The following is a 24,300-nucleotide window of genomic DNA, read 5'->3' as shown; positions in this document are numbered from 1 at the left end:
TATGAGTACGGTTCTATGCGATTACGAGGTGCTCTTTCTTGGGCGCTGTACCAGCAGGTTAGGTACGGTGGAACCGCTGCTCTGTCCGAAGGGGGGCAGGTTGGGAGCAATTGCCTTGGTTGGATCATCGGTCAGGGTGGTGCGGTCGATGAGGTGGACTTCGTTGTCGCCAGAGGTGCCGACGTAGAAGGTGAAGTTATCGGCGCTGATGACTCCGGCCACCGGCGCAACAGGAGCGCTGGGGTTACCTGTTACCTGCAGGAGCGGAATGTTGGCGATGGTTCCGGTGCCGGGCGTGTAGTAGGGAACGACTCCGCCGGTGCCGGTATAGGTGACGAAGGCGACGGTGGAGTCCGAGGTGGGATCGACACCGGTGATGGCGGTGGGAGTGACTCCGGCCAAGGTCAGAGGAGCCCCGGGGGTGGCGCTGAATTGCGATCCCGAGGGTAGGCAGGCGCCGGTGGGAACACCGCTAGGGAGCGAGATATCGATAAGGCTGTCGCTCGCTGCGGTGGCGCCGAGGATGTGAAGGCCGTCGTTGGTTGCGGCAAGGAGATCAGTCGCAGGCGCGGTGACACCGGCGTCGGGGTAGAAGACGTTGGTGGTGGTGGGCAGTCCGTTGACCGTGGTGGTGGTGGTGACGGGGCATTGGCCGCGTGCTGTGGTCGTGGGACCGGAGAGAAAGGCCCCGGCGCTGGGCACGGTGACGGCTACGTCGGTTGCCGGATCGCCGAGGGTGATGCTCGACCAACCGGTGAGGCTGGAGTGCACGAGCAATTGATTGGTCGTGGTGGTGATGTAGACGGTCTGGCTGTCGGGAGAGAACTCGGCGTGGGTTCCGACGCCGCCGTACTGGGTCTGAATGCCGGAGGCGGTGGCGGTGGTGCCCGTCGAGCTGTAGAGATAGACCAGTTGGCGGGTGGGGTCGGTGATGACCAGGGTGGTGTTATCGGGCGAGACGGCCAGTACCGGTCCCATGACGGTGGGGTCCTGGGCGGCGAGGCTGTTGGTCAACGCGTTGAAGGTCATCAACTCATTCGTGCTGCCCATATAGATCGAGGAGCCATCGTTGCTGATGACCATCGAGTTGGGGACGTAGGGCAGGCGCACCGGATTGCCGACCACGTTGGTGGTGAAGTCCACGGGCACGATGTATTGCGAGTTGGTGCTGCCGATATAGAGCGCTGTGCTGTTCTTGCCGATCGAGGTAACGTTGAAGTCGTTGGACAGGACCGGGGTTCCGTTGCCGAAGAGGCCAATCTGGTTGAACGGAGAAGGATTGCACGAGGGCGGCTGGCAGATGGCGGTGATACCGGCTGCGCCGGGAAAGAGCGGCGTAACGGTCGAGCTACCGGGAATCGTCGACGGCGTGGTGGAGACGAACTCAAGCGTGAGGCCGGTGAGGACGGTACCGTTTTTGTCGGTCACGACGGTATTGAGGGGGAGTGGATTGTTGGGGTTGATCGTGGCGTTGCCATTAGGAAAGCCGGGAGCGCTGAGAACGATCGCGGTCGGCGGGCAGGTAGAGAAGAAGCCCGCGGAGCTTCCAGCGTTGGCAAGGTTGGCGGTGATGATGGTCGAGCCTGGTGCCTGCGCGGTGGCGACGCCGTTTTCGTCGATCGTTACGACGGCCGCGGTTTGCGGTGTGAAGCTGGGATGGCCGACCTGGCAACTGATGTTCGTCTGCGATGAGCCGGTGCCGGCATAGACGCGGGCTGCAAGCTGGCCGGTGGTTCCCTGAGAGAGGCAGGCGTTGGAGACATAGGCGGTGCTCGTGGCGAGCGGTGTGGTGCAGCATCCGTTGCTGGGGTTGACCGTGCAACTGGTCGTCGAGGTGGAGTAGGCGGCGGGACTGCAATTGGTCGCGGGATCACTTCCCAGACAGTCTGCTGAAGTTGCCGATGGCGGACCGAGGATGACGTTGGTGACGGTGGGGTGCACGTAGACCGGCAATGGATTGCTGTTAGCGCCGTCGGCACTGGCGACGACGGAGAAGGTCCCGGTCTTGTTTGTGATCTGGCAATAGGTGAAGTCAGCAACGCCTGCGCCGGAGTTGCGGTTCCAATGGCCTGCGCAGACGCGGCCCGTGGTGGGCTGCACATCGACGACGTTCTCGGAGGTGTCGGCCGATCCGTAGGTGTAGGAAGGAACGCTGACGGTGTTGCCTTTGCAATCGGTCGCGGCAGGTGCAGTGATCTGTCCGATGGCGCCGTAATTGAGCGAGATGCCGTAGACCTTCGGCGTCAGCGTAATGGTCGTCAACTGGCCTACCTGAGGCCCGGAGTCTCCACCGTTGCAAAAGACCACGGCCGCAGATTTCTTCGCGCAACCTGAGATCGAGATGCCAAAAGGAATCGTGAAAAGAAGAAGAATTACTAAGCCGACAAACCTACGCATTGAACCTCCCCGTCCAACCGGACCCTCAGTTGAACGGTCTCACCGCACTCTGAATTACCGAAGCACCAGTGTAAAAGGTGCATGAGCGGGAAGCAAATGAGGGCTTAGGGATCAGGGCTTAGGGCTTAGCCGACGAGGCAGAGGGTTGCGTTCTTGTGCTGGCTAATCCCTATGTCCTGATCCCTAAGCCCTGCCTTCATGGCATTTCGGTTTCAAACCAGTTCAGGGCGCGTTCGAGGACGTCGCGGCTGTGGTCGGCGTTGACGAAGTGGTGGCCTTCGTCGGGGTAGACGACGAGTTGGGTCTTTACGCCCTCGGCGCGGAGGGCGTGCCAGAACTCGAAGCTCTGGGGGGCGGGGCACTCTCCGTCGCGGTCGCCTACTACCAGCAAAGTGGGGGTCTTTGCATTTTTGATGTAGTTGATGGCAGAGCTCTTGGCGTAGATGGCCGGATCGTCGTAGACGGACTTGCCGAAGAAGGGAATCATCCACTGGTCGATGGAGTTTTCGCCGTAGTAGCTCTGCCAGTCGCTGATGCCTGCTCCAGCTACGGCTGCTTTGAAGCGTGTGGTCTGGGTGACGGCGAACATGGTCATGAAGCCGCCGTAGCTCCAGCCGGTAATGCCTTCGCGCGATTTGTCGATGGGGAAGTGCTGTTCGAGGAAGTCCATTCCGGCGAGGGTGTCGCGCAGGTCGCCGTAGCCGAAGTCCTTGACGTTTGCCTGGGTGAACTTTTCGCCCTGGCCGAAGCTGCCGCGCGGGTTGGGCATGAAGACGAAGTAGCCAAGCGCGGAGAAGGGGACGCCGCCGTAGCTGGCGCTGGGCCAGCGGGGTGTGACGGCGGCTGAAGGGCCTCCGTGGACGTAGACGACGAGGGGATATTTTTTGGCGGGATCGTAATTTGCCGGGTAGAGGAGCCAGCCCTGGACGTTGAAGCCCTCGTTGCTCCAGTGGATGTCTTCGGCCTTGCCCCAGAGAGGTTTCAAATCGTCGTTGAGATGGGTGATCTGCTTGAGATGTTCGATGGGGCCAGCCCAGACCTCGGGGCTTTTCTCGAAGGAGGTTCGGACGAGCGCTACGTTTTGGCTTTTAGAGGTTGAGATGCTCATGGCCAGCTCGTTTGCCCAGATAGTTTCGGGGAAGGTGATATCGACTGTCTTGGCGTCGCTGCTGGTCTCCGTGTTGATGGAGGTGATGTGGGTGTTGCCGCCCACGTGCTCGGCCAGACCGATGACTTCGGGGGAGATCCAGTGAATAAAGGCCACTGATGCGGGTCTTTCGGGAGTGAGGTTGCGCGGCTCCCCACCGGAGGCAGGGATTAAATAAATGTCGCCACCGGTTGAGCCTTGATCGCTCATCAGGCCGCCGATGAAGGCGATCTGCCTGCCGTCGGGCGACCAGCGGGGGACAGCGATCTGAAGGTTGTGGAGGGGGCCTGAGATTTCGGTTGGCTTCAGGATCGATTGCGGGGTTGCGTCCTTCTCTGCGGTCTGCACATAAAGCTGGGCGACCCACCAGTTGTTTTCGCCGGGAGGATTGGCAGCGACGTAGGCGAGGCGCTTCGAATCGGGCGACCAGTCGAATTCGTAGACATGCAGGTTGGCCGGGGAGAGTTGCGAGACGGTGCCGCTGGCCACGTCTACCGCGGCTACGCGCTGAATTTCGATGCCGTCCTCGCCGATGACGCCGTTCCACGGCTTCATGGCGGCGAGCGCACCGGCGTTGCGGGTGGCGTTCTCGACGAAGAGGAAGCCGATAGAGCGGCCGTCGGGCGACCATGCGGGCATGTCAATCTCGCCGGTGACGTGGGTGAGCTGTCGGCACTGGCCGGTCTTCTTCGACCAGACGAAGATCTGCTCCTGGTCTGGCTTGTCTTCTTTCGCTGCGCAGGTGGAGTCGAAGGCCAGCCACTGGCCGTCGGGCGACCAGATGGGGGCTTCGTTGGAGCAGTCGGTGGCCTCGGCCTCGGTCCTGAGGATGGTGTCGTTTGAGGGGCTGCCTATATCGGTCAGGTGAATCTGGGAGCCGTCGGATGTCTCGACCGACCATGCCACGGTCTTGCCGTCAGGCGAGATTGCGGCCTCGGTGGGTTCTTTCGTCTGGCCAAGCATCTGGATCAGAGCGCCGATGCGGGCATCTTGATGAGGCGTTGTGCTCGTCGTCTGGGCCGGGAGGGGGCAGAGGGCAGAGAGGATCAAGAAACAGGGCGAAAGACGCAGTGGAGTGCGGGCGCAATTCATGCGAAAAGGCTAGCACGGACGATTTTGGGGTCGGCTTACCCTCCTTTTTTCGATCAATGTATGAAATTAAGGTTGACTATTCTTCATAGGCATATAAATAATATGCCTATGAAGAATATGCCTAAATCTGGAATGCCTTCCGGGGCGCTGGTCATGCTGGTTCTGCGGGTACTGCGGTCGGGGCCGATCCATGGCTACGCCATCGCACAGCGTATTCACGCACTGTCGACCGAGGTGCTGCAGGTGGAGGAGGGTGTGCTGTATCCGGCGTTGCAAAAGATGCTGCTCAAAGGCTGGGTTACTGCTGAATGGGGCATCTCGGAGACGAACCGCAAGGTCCGCTTCTACTCCATTACTGCGGCTGGCCATCAGCAGCTCGATGCCGAGCTTTCAGACTATGGCCGGGTTACCGAGGCCATTCAGGCCATATTGCGTACTGCCTAAGGAGGCCGTCGTGGGTTCACTCTTGCGTCGTCTGCATTATCTGTTGAATCGTCGCCAGCTCGATCATGAGTTGGAGAACGATATGGAGTTTCATCGCGAGATGATGGCGCGTGAAGGACGAAGAAACTTTGGCAATATGCTTCGTCTGCGAGAGCAGGCCCGCGATGCCTGGGGTTGGACCTGGATTGAACGCTTAGGGCAGGATCTGCGTTATGCGGCACGAACGCTGATGCGGTCGCCTGGCTTCACAGCGACGGCTGTTCTGGTGCTTGCAATTGGTATTGGTGTCAACGTCACGGCGTTCAGCCTGTTCAATATGATTGCGCTTAAGCCATTACCTGTCCGCGACCCTGATTCGCTTGTCCAGCTCCAGAGGCGTTCGCCGGAGATTATCCAGGGAGAGATGCCCTATCCCTCCGTGATCTTCTATCGCGACCATGCGAAGACCTTGTCCGCTGTGATGGCGGTGATGGGTGTTCCTCCGATGAATCTCGAAGGCAGTGCGGAGCCGGTGCGTACCAGCTTTGCTACGGGAAACTACTTCAGCGAACTGGGAACTCCTGCCGCCCTGGGCAGGCTCTTCGAGCCGGTCGTGGAGGACAAGGTGGATGCGGCCCCCGTGGCTGTGTTGAGCTATGGTGCGTGGCAGAGACGCTTTGGGGGAGACCCCTCGGTGGTGGGACGAACCATTCGTCTCGACAATAAGCCTGCTACCGTGATCGGGATTCTGCCATCTGCGTTTGCCAGTCTGGGAGGGCAGACCCCCGATGTCTGGCTGCCATTGGCGCAACAACCCTACTTCATCGAAGGCAGCAAGGTGCTGACCGATAGCTCGGCTTCGAGCGTCCGCATGTGGGCGCGGCTGGCTCCGGGTGTTACCGCAAAGATGGCCGAGCAGGAGTTGCTGGCGTTGACCAATGAACTGCGCAGGCAGCATCCCAAGGAGATCTGGGACAACGAATATATTCGTAGTGATCCGGGCGGCCATTTGCAGGTGATGAGGCCGGAGATGTATCAGGTGGCGGCTATGGTTGCCGTGCTGACCCTTCTGATTCTCATGGTGGCGTGTGCCAATCTGGGAGGGTTGTTGCTGGCGCGCGGCGTTACGCGGGAGCATGAGATGGGAATTCGAATGGCCATCGGCGCCAGCAGGAAGCGTATCTTCCGGCAGTTGTTTACGGAGAGCCTGCTGTTAGCTTCCCTGGGTGCGATTGTCGGGGTTGCACTCAGCTATGCGGTGCTGCGTGTGGCCCTGGTCTGGCTCGACGCTCCGCCGTGGTTGAGCCCTGTGCCGGATTGGCGGGTCCTCGCGTTTTCGATCAGCGTGGCATTGGGGGCCGCGATCTTTTTTGGATTGACGCCGGCCTTGCAGATCGCGCGGCAGCGGCAGAGGAAGACGATAGCGCGACAGGTGCTGATAGGCGCGCAGGTGGCGGCGAGCTGCGTTCTGCTGATTGTGGCGGGGTTGCTGGTGCGGGCAATGCACCACACGCTCTATACTTCGCCAGGCTTTGGGTATGAACATGTTTTTTCGATTGATCCGCAACTGGGGGCGCACGGCTATACGCCAAGCTCTGCGCAGATGTATCTGAATCAGATGGAGAGTCGATTGCTGGCTATGCCAGGCGTGACGTCAGTGTCGCTGGTCAGGCTGCCGCCTATGGGCCGAAGTGTCTCGCGCATCGACACTGAAATCGAGGGACATTCCTGGGCGATCTATCCGAACTGGGTCGAGCCAGGCTTTTTTCAGACGATGAACATTCCGCTTCTGATCGGGCGTACTCTGCTGCCGGGTGAGAAGAATGCGGTTGTCATCAGCGAATCGTTCGCCCGTAGACGGTGGCCGGACCAGAACCCGCTCGGCAAGCAGTTTGAGACCGATAAGTCTGCGAGTGGCCAGCACGATACGGTCGTGGGGGTTGTCGGAGACGCTCACCTGAACGCCCTTAATGACGACGATGCGGTAGAAGAATATTGGTCTGCGCAAGCGGACGATATGCCAGCCATGTCGCTGGTTGTGAAGATGGCCGGTCCGACGGAAAGTTTCATCCCTGTGGCAAAGACCATCGCCGAAGGTCTTGATCCGAAGGTATTTCCAGAGATTCGCCCGCTCAAGAGCATGTTTAACGAAACGGTATCGAAAGTGGAGCAGATCGCCATGATTGTAAGTCTGATTGGGCTTGTGGCGGTGCTGCTGGCAGGCATAGGGATTGTTGGGCTGGTGGCCTACTCCGTATCGCAGCGGACCAAGGAGATTGCGATACGGCTGGCATTGGGCGCGGAGCGGGCGCATGTGCTGGCTGCTGTGCTGCGCCAGTTCGCATGGCCGATGATGATTGGATTATTTGCAGGCGTTGGCGTGGCAGCAGGCGCATCGAAGGTACTGCGAAAGGTGTTGTTTGGGATCAGCAATCTTGATCCTGCGAGTTACGTGGGGGCGATTGCGGTTCTGGTTGGAATCGTAGGCCTCGCAACCCTCCTTCCAGCCAGGCGGGCACTGCAGTTGAATATGGCAAAAATTCTTCATTATGAGTAGAGAATCGGTGAAACTCTGAGGTAACAGAAGCAGCTGTCGAAAATAGCATTGTCCACAGGATTTTGTTGACGGAATTACGGGGAATTGCTATTGTTAGAAGGTTCCGCGAGTATCCGGATTGCGCTGTCAGCTAAGAACGATTCAGGCTTGACGCGTAATTGGGGTGGAGACATACCCCGCGCAGGCAGAGAATATCCGCTTGGGTTACACTGGATACAAGAGATTTCACCGCAGGACATTCCTCAGGTTTGATTTTGGAGTGTCGTAATCTGCGGCCTATCGCAATCGTGCCTGCGACACCCTCCACCCTGGATGGGCTATGCGGGCCGGGACAGCGAAACGGAGTCGGCTCTTCCTGTTTAGGAAATACGCTCGGCCACCGTCGACTGTTTTCGTCTGGTTATGGTTTACAGACGCGAAGCAGGGCAGATCTTCGCAAGAGGCGCTTCAGCGTCCTCATTCTTTTTGTGTGTACGACACGAATTGCGAAGTTACTCTCCCTTCTGCGCGCCTGACAAAAGTTTAGGTTTGCATTATCAAGGAGTTCGAGTGCCTACGTTCCATCAGCTCGTCAAGCAGGGCCGCACGCCCACACGTTATAAGACCGCCAGCCCCGCGTTGCAGGGTTCGCCCCAGCGCCGTGGCGTCTGCACCCGCGTCTACACCCAGACCCCCAAGAAGCCGAACTCGGCCCTCCGCAAGGTCGCGCGTGTTCGTCTCACCAACGGGATTGAAGTTACGACCTATATCCCGGGCATCGGCCACAACCTGCAGGAGCACTCGATTGTGCTGATTCGCGGCGGCCGTGTGAAGGATCTGCCGGGTGTTCGCTACCACGTTGTTCGGGGAACCCTGGATTCGGTCGGCGTTGCCAACCGCAAGCAGAGCCGCTCGAAGTATGGCGCGAAGCGTCCGAAGGCCGCTGCCAAGTAAACCCTGCGGTCCGCCGCATGAATTTTAGATTTGACACTTAACAGTTCAGGTCTTGAGAAGTCGACAGTCCTGAACCGGGGCGAAAAGCCCTGAAGGAAGACGAGAAGAACAATGCCCAGAAAAGGCTATATCGCGAAGCGTGAAGTTGCACCGGACCCGGTGTACAACTCGACCCTGGTTACGAAGTTCGTGAACTCAATGATGTGGGGCGGCAAGAAGTCGACCGCGCAGGGTATTTTCTACACTGCCATGACCAACCTGGAGCAGAAGGGTGGCGACGAGGCCCTCAAGCTGTTCAAGAAGGCCATCGAGAACTGCAAGCCTTTGCTTGAAGTCAAGAGCCGCCGCGTTGGCGGTGCGAACTATCAGGTGCCGATCGAAGTTCTGCCGGAGCGCCGCACTTCGCTGGCGATTCGCTGGCTGGTGACGTATGGCCGTGCACGCGGTGAGAAGGGCATGGTGGAGAAGTTGACCGCCGAGCTGCTCGATGCCGCCAATGGCCGTGGCGCCGCGATGAAGAAGAAGGAAGACGTTCACCGCATGGCTGAGGCAAACAAGGCGTTTGCTCACTATCGCTGGTAAAGCAAAAGCTTCTTCGCAAAAGAGCTTTTGTCTTCAGATTTTGCCTTAACGCTTTTTTTACCGCGAGCGAAAGTTCGCAGATGAGAGATTGACCGTGGCACGCACTACACCTCTGAATCGTTGCCGAAATATCGGGATTATGGCGCACATCGACGCCGGCAAGACGACGACGACCGAGCGCATCCTCTTCTATACGGGCATCACGCACCGTATCGGTGAGGTGCATGAGGGTACTGCGACCATGGACTGGATGGAGCAGGAGCAGGAGCGCGGCATCACGATTACGTCCGCTGCTACGACCTGCACCTGGAAGAACATCCGCATCAATATCATCGATACGCCCGGCCACGTAGATTTTACGGCCGAGGTGGAGCGTTCGCTGCGCGTTCTTGACGGCGCAGTTGCCTGCTTCGATGCTGTGGCCGGTGTTCAGCCTCAGTCGGAGACGGTATGGCGTCAGGCTGATAAGTACAAGGTTCCCCGCATCTGCTTCATTAATAAAATGGACCGCGCAGGAGCCGATGCGGTCTATGCGACCAAGACGATTGTTGACCGTCTGGGCGCGCGTGCCGTGGCTTTGAATATTGCCGTGGGCGCCGAAGCAAAATTTGCCGGTGTCATTGACCTGGTCACGATGAAGGCCATTCTCTGGCACGATGAGACGATGGGTGCCGAGTATTCGGTGGAAGAGATTCCCGCCGACTTGCTGGAGACGGCTAAAGAGGCGCGCCATACTCTGATCGAAGCAGTTGCAGAGAATGACGATGAGCTGATGCACATGTATCTCGAGGGGCAGGAGCCGACCGAGGCGCAGCTCAAGGCTGGCATTCGCAAGGCGACCATTGGGATGAAGATCTTCCCCGTGCTCTGCGGTTCGGCTTTCAAAAACAAGGGCGTACAGACGCTGCTTGACGCTGTTGTTGACTATCTGCCCAGCCCGCTGGATATTCCCGCCATTGTCGGACACAATCCTGACAACATGGAAGAAGAGGTTCTTCGTCACGCGGACGATAGCGAGCCTTTCGCGGCCCTTGGCTTCAAGATTATGACCGATCCGTTCGTTGGTCAGCTTATTTTTATCCGCGCCTACTCGGGTCAGCTCAAGACCGGCGATTCTGTACTCAATCCGCGTACCGGCAAGACGGAACGTATTGGCCGTTTGCTGAAGATGCACGCCAACAAGCGCGAAGAGATTACAGAAATTCTGGCTGGCGATATCTGCGCAGCTGTCGGCCTTAAGAACCTTGTGACCGGTGACACGATCTGCAGCGACAGGTACCCTGTTGCGCTCGAGTCTATTGACTTCCCGAAGACCGTGATTGAGGTTGCGGTTGAACCCAAGACGAAGGCTGACCAGGAAAAGATGGGCATGGCCCTCGCCAAGCTGGCGCAGGAAGATCCTACCTTCAACGTTCACACCGACATTGATTCGGGTCAGACCATTATTGCGGGTATGGGCGAGCTTCACCTTGAGATCATCGTCGATCGCATGATGCGCGAGTACAAGGTTGAGGCCAACGTCGGCAAGCCGCAGGTTGCTTACCGCGAGACCATCCGTTCCAACTCGGACGCAGAGGGCAAGTACATTCGCCAGACCGGCGGTTCAGGTAACTACGGCCACTGCAAGATTCGCATCAGCCCCAATGAGCCTGGCAAGGGCTACGAGTTTTCAAACGACACCAAGGGTGGAGCGATTCCCAAGGAGTACGTCAAGCCGATCGACCAGGGTATTCAGGACGCCATGCTGCGCGGCATTCTGGCTGGCTACGAGATGGTCGACATCAAAGTCTCGCTTTACGACGGCAGCTATCACGATGTCGACTCGAACGAAATGGCATTCAAGATCGCTGGTTCCATGGCGTTCAAGGAAGCGGCCCGCAAGGCGAAGCCGGTTCTGCTTGAGCCGGTGATGGATGTGGAAGTTACGGTTCCTGAAGAGTATATGGGTACCATCATCGGTGACTTGAACAGCCGCCGTGGACGCATCGAAGGCATGGAGATGGTTGGCGGCACGCAGGCGATCAAGGCGACTGTCCCGCTGAGCACCATGTTCGGTTATGCGACGCACATGCGGTCGTCCACGCAAGGCCGCGCTAACTACTCAATGCAGTTCAAGCAGTATGAAGAGGCACCGCGGTCGGTCTCGGAAGAGATTATCGCCAAGGTGCAGGGCAAGGATAGCAAGTAAGCTTCTGCCACGTAGTACAACGAATTTAGCAGTATCACTTTAGAAGCAACGAAACACGGAGAGAGTCATGGGCAAGGAAAAGTTTGACCGGTCAAAGCCGCACGTAAACATTGGAACGATTGGGCACATCGACCACGGCAAGACGACGCTGACAGCGGCGATCACGAAGGTGCTGTCGAAGCACAACCCGAACAACAAGTTCCGTTCGTTCGACACGATCGATAACGCTCCTGAAGAGCGTGAGCGCGGTATCACGATTGCGACTTCGCATGTGGAGTATGAGACAAAGAACCGTCACTACGCGCACGTCGACTGTCCTGGCCACGCGGACTACATCAAGAACATGATCACGGGTGCGGCGCAGATGGACGGCGCGATCCTGGTGGTGGCTGCGACCGACGGTCCGATGCCACAGACCAAGGAGCACGTTCTGCTGGCGCGCCAGGTTGGCGTTCCATTCATCGTTGTGTTTTTGAACAAGTGCGATGCGGTCGAAGACGAAGAGCTGATCGAGCTGGTCGAGATGGAGGTTCGCGAGCTGCTGTCGAAGTACGACTACCCTGGCGACGATACCCCGATCATCCGCGGTTCGGCTCTTGGAGCCCTGAACGGCGAAGCGCAGTGGGAAGCGAAGATCGACGAGCTGATGGAGGCGGTGGACAAGTATGTTCCCCAGCCGGAGCGCGCGGTCGACCTTCCGTTCCTGATGCCGATCGAAGACATCTTCTCGATCTCGGGCCGTGGCACGGTAGTGACTGGCCGTATCGAGCGTGGCAAGATCAAGGTTGGCGAGGCGTGCTCGATCGTCGGCTTCCGCGACACCCAGCAGACGGTGTGCACGGGCGTCGAGATGTTCAAGAAGCAGTTGGACGAAGGCCTGGCGGGCGACAATGCCGGTCTTCTTCTGCGCGGTATCGCAAAGGAAGATGTGGAGCGCGGCATGGTTCTGGCGAAGCCGGGATCGATTACGCCGCACACCCAGTTCAAGGGCGAGATCTATGTGCTGTCGAAGGAAGAGGGTGGACGTCATACTCCGTTCTTCAACGGCTACCGTCCCCAGTTCTACTTCCGGACCACGGACGTGACCGGATCGGCGAAGCTGCCGGAAGGCACCGAGATGGTGATGCCGGGCGACAACATCCAGTTGGAGATCACGCTGCACACGCCGGTTGCCATGGAGAAGGGCTTGCGCTTCGCCATCCGCGAAGGCGGACGTACCGTCGGCGCGGGAACCATCTCAGAGATCATCAAGTAATTCGGCAACATGGCCGGGGGTAGCAATTCCTCTCCCGGCCACATTGCTACTCAAAATAAAGGGATTTCGCGGCAGAGGCATGATTTTCCGCGAAATCGGTTAGGATAGAAAGATGCGCGAAATCATTACATTGCAATGCCCCGAGTGCAAGAACAGGAATTACTCGACGACGAAGAACAAGAAGACGACCACTGGCCGTCTCGAGTTCTCGAAGTTCTGCAATACCTGCCGCAAGCACACGGACCACAAAGAGACGAAGTAAGCAGTTTGGCCGACGGCTCATGGCTTTTAGCCAGGGGCTGGTAGCCCGGCTGAAGGATTAACCGGGGGGAGTAAGCTCAACGGTTAAACTGTCGGTCTCCAAAACCGAACTTCTCGGTTCGAATCCGAGCTCCCCCGCCAGTTTGTCCGGTCGCAGAGTCCGGATGCAGTACAGAATTCAGCAGCACGAAGATTGAGGCAGCACTATGGCCAAGACGGTAGCAATAGCGGAACAGACAAGCCCTGGAATCCAGCAGTTGAAGAACCAGCCGGAACGCCTGCGCGAGTTCCTGAAGGAAGTGCGCAGTGAGATGCGCAAGGTCTGGTGGCCGGGATGGCCCGAAGTGCAGTCCACGACGGTCGTGGTCGTTATCACCGTCTTTATCTTCGCGGGCTATTTCTGGCTGGTCGATAACATCATCGGCCGCGCGATTGAAGCGCTGCTGCATGCGCTGACTGCAAGCTAGGCAGGTTTTGGAAGTTCGGTAGCATGAGTAGTAGAGAGAAGTAAACGATGCGCGAAGAAGGCACAACGATGGCGGCAGAAGAGCAAAATCCGGAAGAGCAGAACCTCGCGGCAGCAAAGGCCGGAGAGGAAGCATCCACTGAAAATCCGGAGGAGCAGCTTGCCCCGCCGGTGAATGAAAATTTCAAGTGGTACATCATCCACGCCTACTCCGGGTTCGAGCGCAAGGTACGCGAGTCGCTGGAGAGCCGCATCTCGGCCTTCGGCCTGCAGAACAAGATCGGCCGCATCATGATTCCGACCGAGCCGGTCACGGAACTGCGCAACGGCAAGAAGTACACCATCGAGCGCGTCTTCCTTCCCGGCTATGTTCTGGTCGAGATGGATCTCGACAACGACCTCTGGCACGTCATCAAGAACACGCCTCGGGTCACGGGCTTCCTTGGCACCGGCGATAATCCGGTGGCGCTCTCCGAGCAGGAAGTCAGCTCGATTATTTTCCGTTCCGACTCCACGAAGGACAAGCCTTCGATGAAGATCAAGTTCGACAAGGGCGAGCAGGTCCGCATCAACGAGGGCCCCTTCGCCAACTTCACCGGGGCCGTCGACGAAGTGAACGAAGACAAGCAGACGTTGAAGGTCATGGTCAGCATCTTTGGCCGTTCCACCCCGGTCGAGATCGAGTTCTCGAAGGTGGACAAGATCACCGAATAAGCAGTACTTCCGCCATCAAGCGGAAGAGGAATTTGGAATTACCTATCTTATTTCAGCAGCAGGTCAGGCCAAAAGGCCCAGGCCCGCGGCTAGAAGCATAAAGAGGATTTACCGCAATGGCACCGAAGAAGATTACTGGATACGTCAAGCTTCAGATTATGGCCGGCAAGGCCACCCCGGCACCGCCCGTAGGCCCCGCGCTCGGTCAGGCGCAGGTCAACATCATGGAGTTCTGCAAGCAGTTCAACGAACGCACCAAGGCTCCCGATCTGGTCGGCCTCACCATCCCTGTCGTCATCAGCGTCTACGCTGACCGCACGTTCAGCTTCGTCACCAAGACGCCTCCGGCGCCGGTGCTGCTGCTGAAGGCTGCCGGAATCGCCAAGGGCTCGGGCACTCCGAACAAGGAGAAGCTGGGCAAGGTGACCGAGAAGCAGATTCGCGAGATCGCCACGCAGAAGATGCCGGACATGAATGCCTCGTCGGTTGAGGCAGCATCGAAGACCATCCGCGGCACCGCTCGCTCGATGGGCATCGAAGTCGTCGCCTAAGTAATCTGCAGGCTGTAGCTCAAATCAAGAAGACACCGGAAGACCGTTGATGGCAGATGCCAACGGCTCTCCGGTGTCTTTTCCATTATCTGACCTCAAATCAGCTCAAAGAAACGTCATCTCGACCGAAGCCGCGCAGTCTCATCGCGCGGCGTAGTGGAGAGACCCCTGTATTTCGCTTTTTCTGTCGCGACCGAAAAATAATAATAAGTGACGCTGCATTTATGCGAACAGGCTCTGCTGAACAGCAATGCCTACGCTCTCCGGAGGTTTGCGGACGGTATTCCCCGGTTGGGGCAGAACATCGAGTGGGCGTCGCGAGAGGCCGTGAAGGTGACGAGCCTGCTCGAGCATCAGCGCCAACTTCTGACGATAGGCCGGTGCGGCAAAGTCGGCGTGGTCGAAGCGTTTGTGGTAATCGTCCACCAGTGAAGGGAAGTGCTCACGAACGAAGCTCAGGTAAGTAGGACGTGAGCACGGCTTGAGGAAGAGGGGATTGGCAGACAGAAAGTTAGCACCGACCTCTGCCGCTCGACGCGCCATCTCGTTGAGCGCCTCTTGCGTATCGGTGATTCCGGGCAGCAGCGGGCAGCAGAGGATGCCGGTGCGCAACCCGGCCTCGCGCAGCCGCTTGACCGCCTGAAAACGCAGATCAGGGCGCGGTGCACGCGGCTCCAGCAACCTCGCCAGCTCTGTGTTCGGTGTGGTGATGGTGATGTGGAGCACAAGCTTGTTGCGCTTTGCGATCTCGGTCAGCAGATCGATGTCTCGCTCGATCAAACGCGACTTCGTGACGATGCCAAGGCGATAGCCCTGGCGACGGGCAAAGACCTCGAGCAGGCTGCGTGTGATCCGTGCGCGCCTTTCGATGGGCTGGTAGGGATCGGTTGCGGTTCCGATAGCGATCTCGTCGGCGGGATCGATCTTGCGCAGCTCCTGTTCCAGCAGCCACGCCGCATTTTGCTTGAGGAAGATGATGCGCTCAAAGGCGAGCGGATCGCGCAGCTCCATAAACTCATGCGTATAGCGGGCGTAGCAGTATTTGCAGCCGAACTCGCAACCGCGATAGGGATTGATGCTCCAGGCAAGCCAGCGCAGGCGCTTCGAGGTGGACTTATTGAGGATACTGCGGACTTCGAGTGCCTTGAACTCGATCAGGTGTCCGTCGTCGGCGTGCTCGGCATGGGAGGCGAGGCGGGCGATGCCGGTTGGCTGCGGCAGGATAGGAAAGAGCGCCGTATCTTCCTGTCTTAATTTATTCGCCATTTGTTCGCCTTTCTGAGAACGACATTAGCCCTGCCTAAGGGCCATGTCAAGCGACGATTTCAGGTAGATTTCTCTCAGCCGACGGTAGGCTGATATTCCTTGAACCCGGCTTTGGCCATGCCGCGTTGAGCCTCCGGGTTCTTCATAAACGTCTCCCAGATAAAGGCGCTGCGGGCGTTCTCCGCCATCAGCAGGGTGATCCCGGTGTCGATGCCGACGACGTCAGAGTCGTACCACTTTTTCAGAGGATTGAAGGCGTCGACAAAGCCGTAGCGGCACCAGGCCTGCGGATAATTCTTCCTGATATTTCGAATGACACGCATGGTCGCGTCGGGCAGAAAGGGCAGTGAGCCCCCCGCAGCGGCGGGTACGACAGTGCCGTCGATAGGACCCATTGCAGGCGGCCCACCCCACACGACGTAGCCTTTTTCAGAGTCCGACGCGGTAATGCCCCACAGATCGTTGCTGTAATCGGGAAATATTTTGTTCAACTCGATGCAGAAGCGCCGGTGGACGTCGGTAGCGATGGCCGAGTTCTGGAAGTAGTCGGCGTATTTGTCCTTCTTTCGACGAAAGTCGAACCACGCCTGCGAGTACTGATGCACAAACAGCGGCGCAAACGAGCCGATGTAGCGCAGGCCATCGTACTCAAAGGTGGTGCGCTTCCATGCCGTCCATGCCTGCGGGTTGAGCGGATGAGCGGATGATCCCATGCCGAGCAGGTAGATCATCATCAGTTCGCTGTAGTAGTCCCACTTGTAGGGCAGGAAGCCGAACTCCGGCGTCCAGCCCATGGGCAATAGCGAGGTGTCTTCTGAGAGCCAGGTCCAGTCGACACGGTTGAAGATAGCGTCGGCGAGTCCAGTGATGCCGTGGTCCTGAAAGTGCTGTTTGCAGGTGAGCATTCCGCAGAGCAGCATGGCCGTATCGACCGATGACACCTCGGAGTCCCAGATGCGCTCGCCCGTATTGATATTGGCGAAGTGATAAAAGAAGCCGCGATGTGTCGGCAGCTTCTTCCAGATATACAGCAGCGTGTTGACGACGCGCAGGCGTGCCTCGTTATGCGGTATGAAGCCGCGCTTGTCCGCAATGCAGATGGCAGTAAGACCGAACCCGGTGGAGGCGATGCTGGCTACGATGCTGGTATCTGTAGTGCGCGTGTTGCTGCGGTCCTTGATGAGGCCGGTCTGCGGGTTGGCCTGTTCCCAGAAGTAGAGAAAGCTGGCGCGCTCGATCTCGTCAAGAAGCTGATCGTCCTCAGGAGAAAGTGCGCTCGGCAAAGGCAGCGGCGCCGGAGTCTTATGCGGCTCAGAGGGCTTTTGCTGGACTGCTGCCTGCCCCAGCAGAGGGAGCGCATGCGCAAGCGGCAGTCCAAGAGAGATCCCCGCCATCTGGCGCAGCAGGTTGCGCCGCGAGCTCTTATTCCCGTATTGTCCTGCCGTCAGGCGAATCCGCCTGCTTATTTCTTCGTTATCATCCACACTCATTCATCTCTTCCGTATTCGTCCAGAAGTTTGATGCTGAACGATACCATGCAGGAGTTAGATGCATATCGAAGACAATCATGAGCATGGGGCAGCGTATCCCGCAAATCAAACGTCCAATAGCAAAGTTGCCGGTGAGGAATGAAAGGTAAAGCTCTTGTCTGGACGATGATCGCAGTGGTGGTAGCCTTGGCGGCTGTGTTGCTGCTGCGCCTGCATGTGCATCGCCCCCCCTCGATCCGCAGATCGATTCCAATTGAAGGCGCGGTGATACGGCGCGAGGCCGACACCAGAAAAGAACTGCCGCTCGATAATGTCACCGTCACTGCATCCGATGGCGTGGTCAGCGCGACGACGCAGTCCGATGCTGCGGGGTACTTCAAGTTAGAGCTGCAGCGGCAGGTATGGTCGGGACAGCCCATCGTCGTCCACTTCCGCCACTCGGACTATGAGCCGCTTGACCTGAACCTGCAAGCCGGCAGGCTCGTGATCGACGAGAGCCTGCACATCGTCGCCATGGTTCCGTTGCCCGAGCCGACGCAGGCGACTCCCGGCGGCAAAGAGTCCGTGGTCTCAAATATTCGGGTGCGATACACCATCAACTCGCGCACGCAGTCGAACGTCGGAAGCGCGGTCAAGACCTTTCAGGTGGTGAACCAGGGCAACCTCCCCTGCGAGAAGCATGAACTCTGCTCTCCCGACAAGAAGTGGAAGGCATCGCGAGGTTCAGCGACGCTCGATGCCGGGCAGGACAATACCTTCGGCAATGTGCGCGCCTCGTGCATCGCCGGGCCGTGCCCCTTTACCAAGATCGACGACAGCGGCTTTGAGCATGGCGGACGGCACATCACCGTCTCCGCGATTGACTGGTCGAATACGGCGACTTTTCTGCTGGAGGCCGAGGTCTTTCATACCGCCATCAGCTCGAACGTGCGCGAGTCCTACCCTGTGATCTTTGGCAGCGCGCTCAACTTTACGCTGCCGCCCACGCAGGAGGGCGTAAGCCTCGAAGGCGATATCGACGGCGCTCCCATGGTCTTTCCCCTGGGGCCGGACCTCTATCTAAGCTGGGCCAACTGTACCGCGCGGACCAGCAAAGGGAGCGATCAAACCACGGTCTACCGCTGCGAGCTGAAGCCCGGCTATCGGTTCTGATCGAAGCAACTCCTGATCAAGTTCTGGCTTTCGGCCTGCAATCAAACTTGTCCTCCTTCGCCTGTATCAAACTTGTTTCGCCCTGTCATCAAACATTGTCATCCTTCGCCGCAGGCGGAGGATCTGCTTTTGTCTTGAAGCGCCAACGGCGCGTGCTATACCAGCCCAGGGCGTAGCCCTGGGGTTGCGATACCCTCGTGCCGAGGGCTGAAAGCCCGGCCCATAGGAGTTTCTGGGCAGGTTATAAGATCGCAACGAGGGTATTGCATGGCTCGGATAGCAATCATTGGAGTAGGCGCAATCGGCGCGATCATCGCCTCGTTATTGCAGCAGGCAGGCCACGAGTTAGTGCTGTGCGTGCGGCGGCCGCTGGCACAGCTAACGGTGGACACCCCGGACGGGCCAATAGCCATTCACGCTACGGTACTGACCGATCCCACAAAGGCCTCCACTGTGGATTGGGTCATTGTTGCCACCAAAGCCTATGACGTTCCCGGCGCAGCCAAGTGGCTGAAGCAGCTTCGCGCAGAAGGCGCTCCGGTGGCGGTCTTGCAGAATGGCGTGGAGCATCGCGAACGCTTCGCGCCGTATGTGCCGGTGAATTCCATTCTTCCGATCATTGTCGATTGCCCCGCCGAGCGCCAGTCTTCCGAGCGAGTTCGCCAGCGCGGCGTGATGCATCTGAAAGCTCTCGAGAGCGAGTTGGGCCGCGCCTTCGTCGATCTGTTTGCCGGAACAGCAGCGGATGCCGTAGTGGTCTCCGATTTCACGACCGTCGCCTGGCGAAAGCTCTGCCACAACGCTGCCGGAGTGCTGCCTACACTGCTGTTACAGCCATCAGGTGTACTTCACGACGAGGCCATCGGCGAGACCGCATTACAGATTGTTCGTGAATGCATCGCCGTAGGCCGTGCCGAAGGCGCAATGTTGGACGACGACGTTGCCGAAGCAGTGCTACATGCCTATCGCACTGCCCCTGCCGATGGCATCAATTCGCTGCACGCCGACCGTCTGGCAGGCAGGCCGATGGAAATCGACGCTCGCAATGGCGTGATCGTTCGGCTCGGAAAGAAGCATGGAATTGCCACGCCATGCAACCAGATGGCAATCGCTCTATTGGAGTCGATGGTCCAAAACTTTTAGGGGCCGTCAATCTACGTTCGGAATCACATCCTACGCTGGAAACCACGTCATCTCGACCGTAGCGAAGCGGAGTGGAGAGATCCTTGTATTTCGCCGTTGTCTTTGCCGTCCCATCAAAACACCCGTCTGCACCGCAGCTTCAAACCTGGTCATGCGCCATCACTGGCGCATCAGCCGATTCAAGCGTGCGGCCTGCCTCCAAAATCGGCATAACGAGTTGAAGTATCCGGCCAACGATCTCTTCCGCAGGCACATGCTCGGAAGTATAAAACCACTGCTTCACCGCGCCGTAGATCGCCCAGCTCGCCGTCGTCGCAACCATCTCCGAGGCCCCAGCCGAGCCGTCCTTTTCCATCCCCTTAATCAGGACCTTGCGAATCGCCGCGGTCATGGCCGACTCCATCAGCGGCTCAAAGGCGTTCTGGCGTGTACACGCCGCACGATCGCCATGTGATTCGGTCAGATAGTCACAGGTAGCCAGAATGATCGATGCCGCAGCGCTGGGACAGGTGCCGTCGAAGCTGACGTTGCGCTCATGCAGCAGCTTGTGGAACCCACCCCCAACCATCGCGTCCAGAAGCGCGAACTTATCGGTGTAGTGGTCATAGAAGGTCGCCCGGTTGACCGTCGCCGCATCGGTGATGTCCTGCACCGAAATCTCGTCGAAGCTCCTCGTCTGCATCAGGTCGCGCAGCGCTCCTTGGAGGAGCTGCCGGGTGCGGCGGATGCGAGGGTCGCGAACTTCACAGTCAGAGATCGGCATAAGGTTCTGGTGATTAGAGGTTATCAAACAGAAAAAGAATCTTATTTACGACACATGTCGTCTATACCAACATATGTTGTCTATGCGGCGTATGTCGCCAAGGAGAATTTGATATGCCTACCCTTCTGCATCTGGATTCAAGCCCGCTGGAAAGCTCTATCACCCGCGAGTTGACGCGCGAGTTCGTCAAGACCTGGAAGGCCGCCCATCCCGACGGCGCCGTGATCGAGCGCGATCTGGCCGCCCATCCGCCAGCACTGATTGATGCCACATGGGTCGGCAGCGTCCATACCCCCGAAGCCGCCCGAACCTCCGAGCAGGCTGCAGCACTGGCGATCTCCGACCAGTTGATCGCCGAACTGGAAACTGCCGATGAGTACATCCTCGGCGTAGCCATGCATAACTTCAGCGTTCCCTCTGTCCTGAAGCTCTGGATCGACCAGATAGCCCGTCACGGACGCACCTTCACCTACGATGAAACCGGCGCAGAGGGCCTGCTCAAAGACAAGAAGGCGACCATCGTGATCGCCAGCGGCGGCGTGTATGAGGTAGGCACCCCGGCAGGAGCGATGAACTTCGTCGAGCCTTATCTAAAGGCCGTTCTGGGTTTCCTCGGTGTAACCGACATAAATTTCGTTACCGCCAGCGGCGCATCGCAGCTCATGCGCGGAACCATCGATCGCGCAGCCTTCCTGCAGCCAGTCCTCGAACAAGTAAGAACGGTGGCGGCGTAAGCCGGAAAGGGAAAAATAATGAAGATTGCCGTTCTGATCGCGCGTATTTTGCTGGGCCTGTTGTTCCTTATCTTCGGCCTGAATGGATTTCTGCACTTCATCCCCATGCCTCCGCCGACAGGTCTGGCGGGGCAGTACATGGGAGCCCTGTTTATCTCGCACTACCTCACCGTGGTCTTCCTGCTCCAGGTAATCGGCGGCGCGCTGCTGCTGGCCAACCGCTTCGTCCCGCTGGCGCTGACCCTGCTGGGCCCGGTGCTGGTGAACATCCTGCTCTTCCATTCGTTCCTGGCTCCGGCAGGCCTGCCGTTGGCGCTGGTAACGACGCTGCTCTGGCTGGTCGTCTTCAGGAGCGTCCGCCGGGCATTCGCAGGCGTCTTCGCGCAACAGGTCGCAGTGCAGTAAGCAGTTCGAATGTGCTCATCCGGGTCTTTGCGTAGATAGATGAGCATTCCTTGGATTCTCGGCACGGAGCCATCTGCGAGGCATGATGCATATTGGGGATTAGCTGAGAGGTTCAGCTTCACGATATGCCAAGATTTCCTCCATACTTAATTCTCGAATGAGGATTCGTTTGTGTATGAGTTCTGCCAAGGCGGTTCGCACTTCTATACGAAAAACCTTATGACGCTCAATTGCATCTGTGGCCTCCGCAATCTCAAACTCTTCAACCAACTTTGGTGACGAGGTTCTACCGGATAATCCATGAATTCGTACTTTAACGGTTTCGTGGAAGGACATTTCCAAAAGTGGCGTCATCGTAATCTCCTAAAGCTACGGAGAGACGTATACCAGCGGGTTCAGAGCGCGTCCAGCCTTTATTCAAAAAAAATTGACCAAAAGCTGTGCTTCCGGCATACTTGTAAGAGTGTCTCAGCACCAAGTTGAGGCCAGTCGATAACCACGCCCGGAAGAACACTTCCAGAGGGGTGGGAGACGAGGGAAAATGGCAAGGAAGATCTCCAAGAATTTGACTAAGGCCCGCGCGCTTGTTGAGCCACGTCCTTACGTTCTGGCGGACGCAGTTCCGCTCCTGCAAAAAGCAAAGTACGCGAAGTTCGACGAGACCGTCGATCTGACCATGCGTCTTGGCGTTGACCCCAAGCACGCCGACCAGATGGTTCGCGGCACTGTGGTTCTGCCGCACGGTCTGGGCAAGACCAAGATCGTTGCCGTCATCGCCTCGGGCGACCGCATCAAGGATGCGGAAGCTGCCGGCGCTGAGTTCTTCGGCGGCGAAGAGCTGGTCGAGAAGATTCAGAAAGAAGGCTGGACCGCCTTCGACGCCCTGATCGCCACCCCGGACATGATGAAGTCCGTCGGCCGTCTCGGCAAGGTGCTCGGCCCCAAGGGTCTGATGCCCAACCCGAAGACCGGCACGGTCACCACCGACGTTGCGTCTGCGGTCAAAGAGATCAAGGCCGGTAAGGTCGAGTTCCGCACCGACAAGACCGCGCTCGTTCACGTTCCCGTGGGCAAGCTCTCGTTCGATCCGCAGAAGCTGGTCGACAACGCGATGACGGTCATTGCCAGCGTGGTCAAGGCCAAGCCTTCGGCGGCCAAGGGCAAGTACATCAAGGGCGTGACGCTCAGTTCCTCGATGGGCCCCGGCATCCAGCTCGACTACGCCGCTGCTGAGGCAGCAGGCAAAGCCTAATTTATTTAGATAGCATCAAGCCCACTCTGGCCGCGTAAGCGAGGAGCAGGGCAGCGAAAGCGAAGAGGATTCAGTCATGGCATTGACCAGAGCAGTAAAGACGGACAAGGTTAAAAAGCTGGCGGGCGAGCTCGAAGGCTCGACCTCGGCGATCATCGGCACGTTCTCCGGCCTGACCGCGTCGAAGGACTTCGAGCTGCGCAAGGCAGTTCGCGGCGCAGGCGGAAGCTATCACGTCGTCAAGAACAAGCTGGCCGCGCGTGCGGCTGAGGGAACCAAAATTGAAGCCGCGTTGAAGGGTCTCAAGGGCGTCTCCTCGGTGGCTTACACCTCGGGCGATCCGGTGGCGCTGGCGAAGGCCCTCTCCACCTGGGTCAAGGACAACGCCGAGTTCACCTTCAAGCTGGGTATCATCGACGGCAAGGTGATCGACGTTCGCGAGATTGCCGAACTGGCGACCATGCCGGGCAAGGAAGAGCTCTTCTCGAAGCTCCTCTTCCTGATTCAGTCTCCCGCACAGCGTCTGGCCACGGTCATCAACGCGACTGGCCGCGATCTCGCCGTCGTCATCAATCAGGGCGTCGAGAAGGGCAAGTTTGCCGGACCGGCAGCGGCTCCCGCGGCAGAGGCATCGGCAGAAGAAGCGCCGAAGGCTGAAGCTCCCGCAGCACCCGAGGCCGATAAGGTCGCCGAGGCGCACGAGGTTGAGTCGGCGGCAGGCGAGCAGCCTTCCGGAGCAGAGCAGCCGGAGAACTCCACCGCATCGCAGGGTGGGGAAGCGGCAAGCACGGACCCCGTCGAAGGCTAAGCGGGACAACAAGTTTCGCCTGGTCTTTTTGGGTGCGCCGGTCTGGGCGCAACGGAAACCCAAGAGGGCATAGGCAACCGGAGCGCAGTTGGGCTTCGGAGAAGTAATCGGCAATAGGCATCACAAAAGTTCAGACTTATATTGGAGAAATAAAATGGCAGACATCCAGCAGTTGGAAGATTCAATCGTTAGCCTCAGCCTCCTCGAGGCTTCGGCTCTGGTCAAGAAGCTCGAAGAGCGTCTCGGCGTTTCGGCAGCAGCAGCAGTTGCAGCCCCGGCAGCAGGCGGCGGCGCAGTAGCGGCGCCAGTCGAAGAGAAGACCGAGTTCACCGTTATCCTGAAGGATGCCGGCGCGAACAAGATCAACACCATCAAGGCTGTACGCGAAGTCACCGCTCTTGGCCTCAAGGAAGCCAAGGATTTGGTTGACGGCGCCCCCAAGCCCTTGAAGGAGAACATCTCGAAGGATGATGCAGCCGCCATCGCGAAGAAGTTCGAAGGCGTCGCAACCGTCGAAATCAAGTAATTGGCCACAAACTTGCACGCTGAGGCAGAATGAGATATTCTTTTCTTTAGAAAAGATTCGTTCCGCCTCGGCGTGCTGTTTGGCGAACGGCAAAAAACCGGCAGACTTTAGGCAGTAAATCCGGCTCATCCTGTAGAAAACAGGCTAAGGAGTCGGCCATTATGCGTTTCGAGCGGCAGAAGTGCATAGTGTCAT

General features: G+C 58.3%; 23 protein-coding genes and 1 tRNA gene. 18 read left to right on the top strand and 6 right to left on the bottom strand.

Features of this window, described 5'->3' with window-relative positions:
- Nucleotides 1–21: 21 nt before the first annotated feature.
- Entirely contained in the window at nucleotides 22–2,397 is a 2,376-nt protein-coding gene (locus tag GSQ81_RS12135; RefSeq protein ID WP_158910994.1) for a YncE family protein, read from the bottom strand.
- Nucleotides 2,398–2,593: 196 nt separating this feature from the next.
- Complete coding sequence (locus GSQ81_RS12130) at nucleotides 2,594–4,594, bottom strand: S9 family peptidase (RefSeq protein WP_254060150.1); 2,001 nt, start codon at nucleotides 4,592–4,594, stop codon at nucleotides 2,594–2,596.
- A gap of 159 nt (nucleotides 4,595–4,753) precedes the next feature.
- On the opposite strand from GSQ81_RS12130, the gene GSQ81_RS12125 reads away from it, so the two are divergent.
- The 11 genes from GSQ81_RS12125 to rplK all read left to right on the top strand — a co-directional run bounded on the left by GSQ81_RS12125 (nucleotide 4,754) and on the right by rplK (nucleotide 14,566).
- Nucleotides 4,754–5,080: a PadR family transcriptional regulator gene (locus GSQ81_RS12125; RefSeq protein ID WP_158910992.1), complete on the top strand. Its 327-nt coding sequence runs from the start codon at nucleotides 4,754–4,756 to the stop codon at nucleotides 5,078–5,080.
- Nucleotides 5,081–5,090: 10 nt separating this feature from the next.
- On the top strand, nucleotides 5,091–7,616 hold the full coding sequence (locus GSQ81_RS12120) for an ABC transporter permease (RefSeq protein WP_158910991.1): 2,526 nt from the start codon (nucleotides 5,091–5,093) through the stop codon (nucleotides 7,614–7,616).
- A gap of 549 nt (nucleotides 7,617–8,165) precedes the next feature.
- On the top strand, nucleotides 8,166–8,549 hold the full coding sequence (gene rpsL / locus GSQ81_RS12115) for a 30S ribosomal protein S12 (RefSeq protein WP_014263802.1): 384 nt from the start codon (nucleotides 8,166–8,168) through the stop codon (nucleotides 8,547–8,549).
- Nucleotides 8,550–8,660: 111 nt separating this feature from the next.
- Complete coding sequence (rpsG, locus tag GSQ81_RS12110; protein WP_020715236.1) at nucleotides 8,661–9,131, top strand: 30S ribosomal protein S7; 471 nt, start codon at nucleotides 8,661–8,663, stop codon at nucleotides 9,129–9,131.
- Between the two features lie 94 nt (nucleotides 9,132–9,225).
- Nucleotides 9,226–11,319, top strand: coding sequence for an elongation factor G (gene fusA, locus GSQ81_RS12105; protein ID WP_158910990.1), 2,094 nt, complete (start codon nucleotides 9,226–9,228; stop codon nucleotides 11,317–11,319).
- Between the two features lie 67 nt (nucleotides 11,320–11,386).
- Nucleotides 11,387–12,574 carry an elongation factor Tu gene (gene tuf / locus GSQ81_RS12100; protein ID WP_158910989.1) on the top strand — a complete coding sequence of 396 codons (1,188 nt, stop codon included), beginning with the start codon at nucleotides 11,387–11,389 and terminating at the stop codon, nucleotides 12,572–12,574.
- Between the two features lie 112 nt (nucleotides 12,575–12,686).
- Nucleotides 12,687–12,836 carry a 50S ribosomal protein L33 gene (gene rpmG / locus GSQ81_RS12095; protein ID WP_013579310.1) on the top strand — a complete coding sequence of 50 codons (150 nt, stop codon included), beginning with the start codon at nucleotides 12,687–12,689 and terminating at the stop codon, nucleotides 12,834–12,836.
- Nucleotides 12,837–12,900: 64 nt separating this feature from the next.
- Nucleotides 12,901–12,976, top strand: a tRNA-Trp gene (locus tag GSQ81_RS12090).
- Nucleotides 12,977–13,041: 65 nt separating this feature from the next.
- Nucleotides 13,042–13,302 carry a preprotein translocase subunit SecE gene (gene secE, locus GSQ81_RS12085; RefSeq protein ID WP_158910988.1) on the top strand — a complete coding sequence of 87 codons (261 nt, stop codon included), beginning with the start codon at nucleotides 13,042–13,044 and terminating at the stop codon, nucleotides 13,300–13,302.
- A gap of 47 nt (nucleotides 13,303–13,349) precedes the next feature.
- Nucleotides 13,350–14,015: a transcription termination/antitermination protein NusG gene (nusG, locus tag GSQ81_RS12080; protein WP_158910987.1), complete on the top strand. Its 666-nt coding sequence runs from the start codon at nucleotides 13,350–13,352 to the stop codon at nucleotides 14,013–14,015.
- A gap of 116 nt (nucleotides 14,016–14,131) precedes the next feature.
- Nucleotides 14,132–14,566: a 50S ribosomal protein L11 gene (gene rplK, locus GSQ81_RS12075; protein WP_158910986.1), complete on the top strand. Its 435-nt coding sequence runs from the start codon at nucleotides 14,132–14,134 to the stop codon at nucleotides 14,564–14,566.
- A gap of 222 nt (nucleotides 14,567–14,788) precedes the next feature.
- On the opposite strand, the gene GSQ81_RS12070 is transcribed toward rplK, so the two are convergent.
- Together GSQ81_RS12070 and GSQ81_RS12065 are read right to left on the bottom strand one after the other, a co-directional pair.
- Nucleotides 14,789–15,832: a radical SAM protein gene (locus GSQ81_RS12070; RefSeq protein ID WP_158910985.1), complete on the bottom strand. Its 1,044-nt coding sequence runs from the start codon at nucleotides 15,830–15,832 to the stop codon at nucleotides 14,789–14,791.
- 74 nt (nucleotides 15,833–15,906) lie between these two features.
- Nucleotides 15,907–17,322, bottom strand: coding sequence for a glucoamylase family protein (locus GSQ81_RS12065; protein WP_158910984.1), 1,416 nt, complete (start codon nucleotides 17,320–17,322; stop codon nucleotides 15,907–15,909).
- Between the two features lie 138 nt (nucleotides 17,323–17,460).
- Here GSQ81_RS12065 and GSQ81_RS12060 point away from each other — a divergent pair, with 138 nt between their 5' ends.
- A complete protein-coding gene (locus GSQ81_RS12060; RefSeq protein WP_158910983.1) occupies nucleotides 17,461–18,474 on the top strand; it encodes a carboxypeptidase regulatory-like domain-containing protein in 1,014 nt (337 codons plus the stop codon).
- A 267-nt stretch (nucleotides 18,475–18,741) separates the two neighbouring features.
- The gene (locus GSQ81_RS12055) at nucleotides 18,742–19,617 is read left to right on the top strand and encodes a 2-dehydropantoate 2-reductase (protein WP_158910982.1); all 876 of its coding nucleotides are present in this window, start codon (nucleotides 18,742–18,744) and stop codon (nucleotides 19,615–19,617) included.
- A gap of 139 nt (nucleotides 19,618–19,756) precedes the next feature.
- Here GSQ81_RS12055 and GSQ81_RS12050 read toward each other — a convergent pair whose 3' ends face one another.
- Nucleotides 19,757–20,380 (bottom strand): TetR/AcrR family transcriptional regulator, encoded by a 624-nt coding sequence (locus tag GSQ81_RS12050; RefSeq protein ID WP_158910981.1) that lies wholly within the window; start codon nucleotides 20,378–20,380, stop codon nucleotides 19,757–19,759.
- Between the two features lie 113 nt (nucleotides 20,381–20,493).
- Here GSQ81_RS12050 and GSQ81_RS12045 point away from each other — a divergent pair, with 113 nt between their 5' ends.
- Together GSQ81_RS12045 and GSQ81_RS12040 are read left to right on the top strand one after the other, a co-directional pair.
- The gene (locus GSQ81_RS12045; protein ID WP_158910980.1) at nucleotides 20,494–21,114 is read left to right on the top strand and encodes an FMN-dependent NADH-azoreductase; all 621 of its coding nucleotides are present in this window, start codon (nucleotides 20,494–20,496) and stop codon (nucleotides 21,112–21,114) included.
- 18 nt (nucleotides 21,115–21,132) lie between these two features.
- Complete coding sequence (locus GSQ81_RS12040; protein ID WP_158910979.1) at nucleotides 21,133–21,519, top strand: hypothetical protein; 387 nt, start codon at nucleotides 21,133–21,135, stop codon at nucleotides 21,517–21,519.
- Between the two features lie 99 nt (nucleotides 21,520–21,618).
- Here the strand turns inward: GSQ81_RS12040 and GSQ81_RS12035 are convergent, their stop codons facing one another.
- Entirely contained in the window at nucleotides 21,619–21,873 is a 255-nt protein-coding gene (locus GSQ81_RS12035; protein ID WP_158910978.1) for a hypothetical protein, read from the bottom strand.
- A 199-nt stretch (nucleotides 21,874–22,072) separates the two neighbouring features.
- Here GSQ81_RS12035 and rplA point away from each other — a divergent pair, with 199 nt between their 5' ends.
- The 3 genes from rplA to rplL all read left to right on the top strand — a co-directional run bounded on the left by rplA (nucleotide 22,073) and on the right by rplL (nucleotide 24,105).
- On the top strand, nucleotides 22,073–22,771 hold the full coding sequence (gene rplA / locus GSQ81_RS12030) for a 50S ribosomal protein L1 (RefSeq protein WP_371715342.1): 699 nt from the start codon (nucleotides 22,073–22,075) through the stop codon (nucleotides 22,769–22,771).
- Nucleotides 22,772–22,847: 76 nt separating this feature from the next.
- Nucleotides 22,848–23,579, top strand: a complete 732-nt coding sequence (rplJ, locus tag GSQ81_RS12025; protein WP_158910976.1) for a 50S ribosomal protein L10 — start codon at nucleotides 22,848–22,850, stop codon at nucleotides 23,577–23,579.
- Between the two features lie 154 nt (nucleotides 23,580–23,733).
- A complete protein-coding gene (gene rplL, locus GSQ81_RS12020; protein ID WP_158910975.1) occupies nucleotides 23,734–24,105 on the top strand; it encodes a 50S ribosomal protein L7/L12 in 372 nt (123 codons plus the stop codon).
- The last annotated feature ends 195 nt before the right edge of the window (nucleotides 24,106–24,300 follow it).

The organism is Granulicella sp. L56 (genome assembly GCF_009765835.1).
Lineage (GTDB): Bacteria > Acidobacteriota > Terriglobia > Terriglobales > Acidobacteriaceae > Edaphobacter.
Note: the sequence above shows the minus strand (reverse complement) of the source record. Positions and strands in the feature narration are given on the sequence as shown.